This window comes from Lientehia hominis, from assembly GCF_021044755.1.
GTDB classification, from domain to species: Bacteria; Bacillota; Clostridia; order Lachnospirales; family Lachnospiraceae; genus Lientehia; species Lientehia hominis.
The window spans coordinates 1-6,839 of the sequence record NZ_JAJNOR010000014.1 but is presented as its reverse complement, the minus strand read 5'-3'; the positions used below and the strand labels follow the sequence as shown (position 1 = coordinate 6,839).

The following is a 6,839-nucleotide window of genomic DNA, read 5'->3' as shown; positions in this document are numbered from 1 at the left end:
CTAAGGTGGGGTAGATGATTGGGGTGAAGTCGTAACAAGGTATCCCTACCGGAAGGTGGGGATGGATCACCTCCTTTCTATGGAGAAAGAGACGTTCTGTTTAGTTTTGGAAGAATTTCTTCCAAAAGTTGATCTTTGAAAACTAGATATCTTCAAACAGAAGAAAAAAATAAAGAATTATTTTTTATAGGTTAAGTGAATAAGGGCGCACGGAGGATGCCTTGGCACTAGGAGTCGAAGAAGGACGCGACAAACGGCGAAACGCCTCGGGGAGCTGTAAGTGAGCTTTGATCCGGGGATATCCGAATGGGGAAACCCGCTAGTGGTTATACGCTAGCACCATATGGTGAATACATAGCCATATAGGAGACAGACCCAGGGAACTGAAACATCTAAGTACCTGGAGGAAAAGAAAGAAAAATCGATTCCCGTAGTAGCGGCGAGCGAAGTGGGAAGAGCCCAAACCGGCACTAGCCGGGGTTGTAGGACCTTCATAATTGACAAATCATGATAGCCGAGTGGTCTGGGAAGGCCAACCGGAGAGGGTGAGAGTCCCGTAGGTGAAATTGTGAAATGCATGGAAGGAATCCTGAGTACGGCGGGACACGTGGAATCCCGTCGGAATCAACGAGGACCATCTCGTAAGGCTAAATACTACCTAGTGACCGATAGTGAACCAGTACCGTGAGGGAAAGGTGAAAAGAACCCCGGAAGGGGAGTGAAAGAGAACCTGAAACCGTGTGCCTACAAATAGTCAGAGCCCGTTAATGGGTGATGGCGTGCCTTTTGTAGAATGAACCGGCGAGTTACGATATCGTGCGAGGTTAAGCAGAAGATGCGGAGCCGTAGCGAAAGCGAGTCTGAATAGGGCGAAAAGTACGATGTTGTAGACCCGAAACCGTGTGAGCTAGCCATGAGCAGGCTGAAGGTCAGGTAACACTGACTGGAGGGCCGAACCAGGGCACGTTGAAAAGTGCTTGGATGACTTGTGGCTAGGGGTGAAATTCCAATCGAACACGGATATAGCTGGTTCTCTCCGAAATAGCTTTAGGGCTAGCCTCGATGGCAAGTCTACTGGAGGTAGAGCACTGAATGGGTGATGGCCCCACCTCGGGGTACTGATCTCAATCAAACTCCGAATGCCAGATAGATATCATCGGGAGTCAGACTGTGGGTGATAAGGTCCATGGTCAAAAGGGAAAGAGCCCAGACCGCCAGCTAAGGCCCCCAAGTGTCCGTTAAGTGGAAAAGGATGTGGAGATGCACAGACAACTAGGAGGTTGGCTTAGAAGCAGCCATCCTTTAAAGAGTGCGTAATAGCTCACTAGTCGAGTGACTCTGCGCCGAAAATGTACCGGGGCTAAACGGACCGCCGAAGCTGCGGATTGACACTTAGGTGTCAGTGGTAGGAGAGCGTTCTAACAGCGGAGAAGCAGTACCGGAAGGAGCTGTGGAGCGGTTAGAAGTGAGAATGCCGGTGTGAGTAGCGAAAGATAGGTGAGAATCCTATCCATCGAAAGCCTAAGGTTTCCAGGGGAAGGCTCGTCCGCCCTGGGTAAGTCGGGACCTAAGGTGAGGCCGAAAGGCGTAGCCGATGGACAACAGGTTGATATTCCTGTACCACTTATTAAACTGATGGAGTGACGGAGAAGGCTAAGTTGAGCGTGTTAATGGATTCACGTGTAAGCAGTGAGGTGGTCATGTAGGCAAATCCGCATGGCATAACATTGAGCTGTGATGCCGAAGCCGTATGGCGAAGTCAACTGATGTCACGCTTCCAAGAAAAGCTTCTAGGGTTAATTTAGTAAGTGCCCGTACCGATAACCGACACAGGTAGGCGAGGAGAGAATCCTAAGATGAGCGAGAGAACTCTTGTTAAGGAACTCGGCAAAATGACCCCGTAACTTCGGGAGAAGGGGTGCTTGTGAAAGCAAGCCGCAGTGAATAGGCCCAGGCGACTGTTTATCAAAAACACAGGTCTCTGCTAAACCGCAAGGTGATGTATAGGGGCTGACGCCTGCCCGGTGCTGGAAGGTTAAGAGGAGAGGTTAGCGCAAGCGAAGCTTTGAATTGAAGCCCCAGTAAACGGCGGCCGTAACTATAACGGTCCTAAGGTAGCGAAATTCCTTGTCGGGTAAGTTCCGACCCGCACGAAAGGCGTAACGATCTGGGCGCTGTCTCAACAAGAGACTCGGTGAAATCATAGTACCTGTGAAGATGCAGGTTACCCGCGACAGGACGGAAAGACCCCGTGGAGCTTTACTGTAGCTTGATATTGAGCACTGGTGACACATGTACAGGATAGGTAGGAGACGAAGAAGCCAGGACGCCAGTCTTGGTGGAGTCGCTGTTGGGATACTACCCTTGTGTTACTGGGGTTCTAACCCGTGGCCATGATCTGGTCAGGGAACAGTGTCAGGTGGGCAGTTTGACTGGGGCGGTCGCCTCCCAAAGAGTAACGGAGGCGCCCAAAGGTTCCCTCAGAATGGTTGGAAATCATTCGAAGAGTGTAAAGGCAGAAGGGAGCTTGACTGCGAGACCTACAAGTCGAGCAGGGACGAAAGTCGGGCTTAGTGATCCGGCGGTACCGAATGGAAGGGCCGTCGCTCAACGGATAAAAGCTACCCCGGGGATAACAGGCTGATCTCCCCCAAGAGTTCACATCGACGGGGAGGTTTGGCACCTCGATGTCGGCTCATCGCATCCTGGGGCTGTAGTCGGTCCCAAGGGTTGGGCTGTTCGCCCATTAAAGCGGTACGCGAGCTGGGTTCAGAACGTCGTGAGACAGTTCGGTCCCTATCCGTCGTGGGCGTAGGAAATTTGAGAGGAGCTGTCCTTAGTACGAGAGGACCGGGATGGACACACCGCTGGTGTACCAGTTGTTCTGCCAGGAGCATAGCTGGGTAGCTACGTGTGGACGGGATAAACGCTGAAAGCATCTAAGCGTGAAGCCCCCCTCAAGATGAGATTTCCCATTCGAAAGAAGTAAGATCCCTTGAAGACGACAAGGTAGATAGGTCAGAAGTGGAAGTGTGGTGACACATGGAGCGGACTGATACTAATCGATCGAGGACTTAACCAAAGAAACTGAAGAAGATATCTAGTTTTGGAAGATTAACGAAAGAATCTCCAAAAGGTCTAGTGACGATGGCAAGGAGGGCACACCTGTTCCCATACCGAACACAGAAGTTAAGCTCCTTAGCGCCGAGGGTAGTACGCAAGTGCGAGAGTAGGACGTTGCTGGGCCACCATAAACCAGCCTCAATAGCTCAGTTGGTTAGAGCACTTGACTGTTAATCAAGGGGTCCTAGGTTCGAGTCCTAGTTGGGGCGCCATTATAATAATGGCCCGTTGGTGAAGCGGTTTAACACACATGCCTTTCACGCATGCATACACGGGTTCGAATCCCGTACGGGTCACCATTTATTAGTGCCGAAATAGCTCAATTGGTAGAGCAACTGACTTGTAATCAGTAGGTTGCGGGTTCAAGTCCTGCTTTCGGCACCATTCATGGCGATTGTGGCGAAGTGGTTAACGCACCGGATTGTGGCTCCGGCATTCGTGGGTTCGATTCCCATCAGTCGCCCCATAAATTAGTAGATAACATCCTTAAGGGATGTTTTTTTATGCTTGGCATTATTTATATATATTATGAGAAAATTTGATATAATATAAGATAATGTAAGGTAATTTTAAGGAGGTTATATGATGAAGGTTGTTATTATTGGTGGTGTTGCAGCTGGAATGAGTGCTGCTGCAAAATTAAAGCGTTCAAATAAAGATGCAAGTATAACAGTATATGAAAAATCAAAACATGTTTCATTTGGAGCATGTGGTTTACCTTATTTTGTCGGAAATTTCTTTGAAGATTCTCAAAATATGATTGCAAGAACAGTAGAGCAATTCAATTCCTCAGGAATTTCTGTTCATCCAGAACATGAAGTATTAAAAGTAGATGTAGATAATAAAGTTGTAACTGTAAAAAATTTAACAACAAATGAAGTGTTTGACGATTACTATGATCGATTAATGGTTGCAACAGGAGCAAGTGCCATTATCCCTCCAATTCAAAATGTAAATCTTAAACATGTTTACACTTTAAAAAGCATGGAAGACGGTCATGATTTAAAACAAGCAATGCAAAATTCTGATTTAAATCGTGTTGCGATTGTAGGAGCAGGGTTTATTGGGCTTGAGGTTGTTGAAGCGGCTAAGCAATATGGAAAAGAAGTTCATGTTTTCCAATTAAATGATCGTGTTCTGGTTGATACTTTTGATAAAGAAATAACAGATATTCTAGAAGAAGAGCTAAGAGCTCACAATGTTCATCTGCATTTAGCTCAAACAGTTACAGCTTTAGAAGGTCAAGAATATGTAACTAAAATTCAAACTAAAGATGAAAGTTATGATGTCGATATTGTTGTCTTAACTGCTGGTGTACGACCGAATACTGAATTTTTAGTAGATACAGGAATTAAAATGCTCCGTAATGGTGCCATTATCATTGATCAAGAGGGGCGTACTTCAATTGAAGATATTTACGCAGCTGGTGATTGTGCAAGTATCAATCATATTTTGAAATCTGAACCGTCTTATATTCCATTAGCAACGGTTGCAAATAAAATGGGACGCATTATTGGTGAAAATTTAGCAGGTGCCCATCAACAATTTAACGGTTCTTTAGGTTCAGCGTGTCTAAAAGTAATGGATTTAGAAGCCGGGCGTACTGGATTATCTGAACAAGAGGCTAAAAATTTAGGATTAAACTATAAAACAGTATTTATTACAGATATGAATCAAACAAGTTATTATCCAGGACAAACCAAAATTTATGTGAAGTTAATCTATAATGCTGATACAAAAGTATTATTAGGCGGACAAGTTGTTGGACGTAAAGATGCAGTTCAACGAGTTAATGTATTAGCTACTGCTATTTTTGCAGGATTGACAACCGATCAACTGGCAATGTTAGACTTATGCTATGCACCACCATTTGCAAGAACGTGGGATGCTTTAAATATTGCAGGAAGTGTAGCGAAATAATTTATATAAAACACTCTAATATCAGATTGATATTAGAGTGTTTTATATTTTTAAAAAAGTATATTAAAAATGTTTGACAACAACCGACAGATTTGGTATTATATAAAAGTTCTCTTCAAGAGAAGGGGATGAGTTAAAAAACTTTTTAGGAAAAAAGGTTTGACAAGAAACGACAAACTTGGTATTATATAGAAGTTCGTTTCTGGTAAATAAAACGAACTAACAAAGAATTTTAAAAAGTATTTGACAAAAGAGATGTTGGTTGATAAAATAATCGAGTAATTTCTTTTTTTTTAAAAAAAACTTTTTCAAAAAATCTCTTGACGAAAACAAGTCGAGATGATAAAATAACGAAGTCGCAAAACGGAAAATAAAAGGCCCGTTGGTGAAGCGGTTTAACACACATGCCTTTCACGCATGCATACACGGGTTCGAATCCCGTACGGGTCACCATTTAAAATTAGATAGAAATATCTGCATGGAGGATTAGCTCAGCTGGGAGAGCATCTGCCTTACAAGCAGAGGGTCGGCGGTTCGAGCCCGTCATCCTCCACCATAATTAAATAAAAAAGATGCCGAAATAGCTCAATTGGTAGAGCAACTGACTTGTAATCAGTAGGTTGCGGGTTCAAGTCCTGCTTTCGGCACCATCTGGTGGGGTAGCGAAGTGGCTAAACGCGGCGGACTGTAAATCCGCTCTCTCCGAGTTCGGCGGTTCGAATCCGTCCCCCACCACCACTTTGAAAATGGGCTATAGCCAAGCGGTAAGGCAACGGACTTTGACTCCGTCATGCGCTGGTTCGAATCCAGCTAGCCCAGCCATTAAAAGTCCTGCTAGCTCAGTTGGTAGAGCATCTGACTTTTAATCAGAGGGTCAGAGGTTCGAGTCCTCTGCAGGACACCATTTTTTTATTTTGAGTCATTATGGTATTGATTTTTATTAAAAATTTGCTATAATAATGATATGCGGGTGTGGCGGAATTGGCAGACGCGCTAGATTTAGGCTCTAGTACCTTTGGTGTGCAGGTTCAACTCCTGTCACCCGCACCAAATATGATGATTATGGTATCCAAATGGATATCTTTTTTTATGTCTAAAGATGTAAGTCGTAAAATAGTAAAGATGAATATGATTTGAAACTAGGATTTTGTCCTGTTTTTTTTATTTTTAGGTGATGAATAGACAGTATTTGTGATAAGTTTATTTGAACTGTAAAATTAGTGGGGAATTGATATCATAAAGAGTAGAATTTAAGATGATTCGACTCTAGTAATGGTCATGTTCTTGTGAAAGATAATGAGAGCTGAAAGTAGATTGATCATTAATAAGCAATTAAAGGATTTGTCTTATTGATTGCAGTCTTCTTTGACGTTTATACGAAATCAAAAGCTTCAAAAGTCAGCGCTTAATGAGATGAAAGGCCAGTAGGCCTTTTTTTATTTGCGAAAAGAGGGTATTTTTTCTTCGAATTTTATTTTCTTCTCATCTCATATATTAAAGTAAGAAGGAATAATGGAGGGATGATTATGCCGAATATGATTCGAGTTCTTTCAATTGATGGTGGAGGAATTAGAGGGATTATTCCTGCTAAACTGCTGATTCGGCTGGAGGAATTACTAAAATTTTATAGCGGGAATCAAGAGGCTCACATTAGTGATTATTTTGATCTGATTGCCGGGACGAGTACGGGGGCAATTTTAACGAGTCTTTATTTATGCCCTGAAAGACCGGGATCAACAAAATCAAAATATAGTGCCCAACAGATTTTAGACTTATATGTGAATGAGGGAATTTAT

At 43.6% G+C, this 6,839-nt stretch carries 2 protein-coding genes, 11 tRNA genes and 3 rRNA genes; all 16 read left to right on the top strand.

Features of this window, described 5'->3' with window-relative positions; all coding sequences use genetic code 11:
- A 16S ribosomal RNA gene (locus tag LQE92_RS14310) occupies positions 1-77 on the top strand; the annotation flags it as partial.
- A 112-nt stretch (positions 78-189) separates the two neighbouring features.
- Positions 190-3,082, top strand: a 23S ribosomal RNA gene (locus LQE92_RS14305).
- A gap of 55 nt (positions 3,083-3,137) precedes the next feature.
- A 5S ribosomal RNA gene (gene rrf / locus LQE92_RS14300) occupies positions 3,138-3,246 on the top strand.
- Positions 3,247-3,258: 12 nt separating this feature from the next.
- A tRNA-Asn gene (locus tag LQE92_RS14295) sits at positions 3,259-3,335 on the top strand.
- 10 nt (positions 3,336-3,345) lie between these two features.
- A tRNA-Glu gene (locus LQE92_RS14290) sits at positions 3,346-3,422 on the top strand.
- A 9-nt stretch (positions 3,423-3,431) separates the two neighbouring features.
- Positions 3,432-3,507 (top strand) — tRNA-Thr (locus LQE92_RS14285).
- Positions 3,508-3,513: 6 nt separating this feature from the next.
- Positions 3,514-3,589: transfer RNA gene (locus LQE92_RS14280), tRNA-His, on the top strand.
- Between the two features lie 116 nt (positions 3,590-3,705).
- Entirely contained in the window at positions 3,706-5,043 is a 1,338-nt protein-coding gene (locus LQE92_RS14275) for a CoA-disulfide reductase (RefSeq protein ID WP_331001314.1), read from the top strand.
- A gap of 376 nt (positions 5,044-5,419) precedes the next feature.
- A tRNA-Glu gene (locus tag LQE92_RS14270) sits at positions 5,420-5,496 on the top strand.
- Between the two features lie 27 nt (positions 5,497-5,523).
- A tRNA-Val gene (locus tag LQE92_RS14265) sits at positions 5,524-5,599 on the top strand.
- An 18-nt stretch (positions 5,600-5,617) separates the two neighbouring features.
- Positions 5,618-5,693: transfer RNA gene (locus LQE92_RS14260), tRNA-Thr, on the top strand.
- A gap of 3 nt (positions 5,694-5,696) precedes the next feature.
- Positions 5,697-5,781, top strand: a tRNA-Tyr gene (locus tag LQE92_RS14255).
- 9 nt (positions 5,782-5,790) lie between these two features.
- Positions 5,791-5,865 (top strand) — tRNA-Gln (locus LQE92_RS14250).
- A gap of 6 nt (positions 5,866-5,871) precedes the next feature.
- Positions 5,872-5,947, top strand: a tRNA-Lys gene (locus tag LQE92_RS14245).
- A 62-nt stretch (positions 5,948-6,009) separates the two neighbouring features.
- Positions 6,010-6,093: transfer RNA gene (locus tag LQE92_RS14240), tRNA-Leu, on the top strand.
- Between the two features lie 476 nt (positions 6,094-6,569).
- A partial coding sequence (locus LQE92_RS14235; RefSeq protein WP_231063606.1) for a patatin-like phospholipase family protein occupies positions 6,570-6,839 on the top strand: 270 nt, incomplete at its 3' end.

What these genes read in the sequence shown, in the direction of transcription:
- LQE92_RS14275 (WP_331001314.1), top strand. Translation starts at nt 3,706, where the DNA reads ATGATGAAGGTTGTTATTATTGGTGGTGTTGCAGCTGGAATGAGTGCT.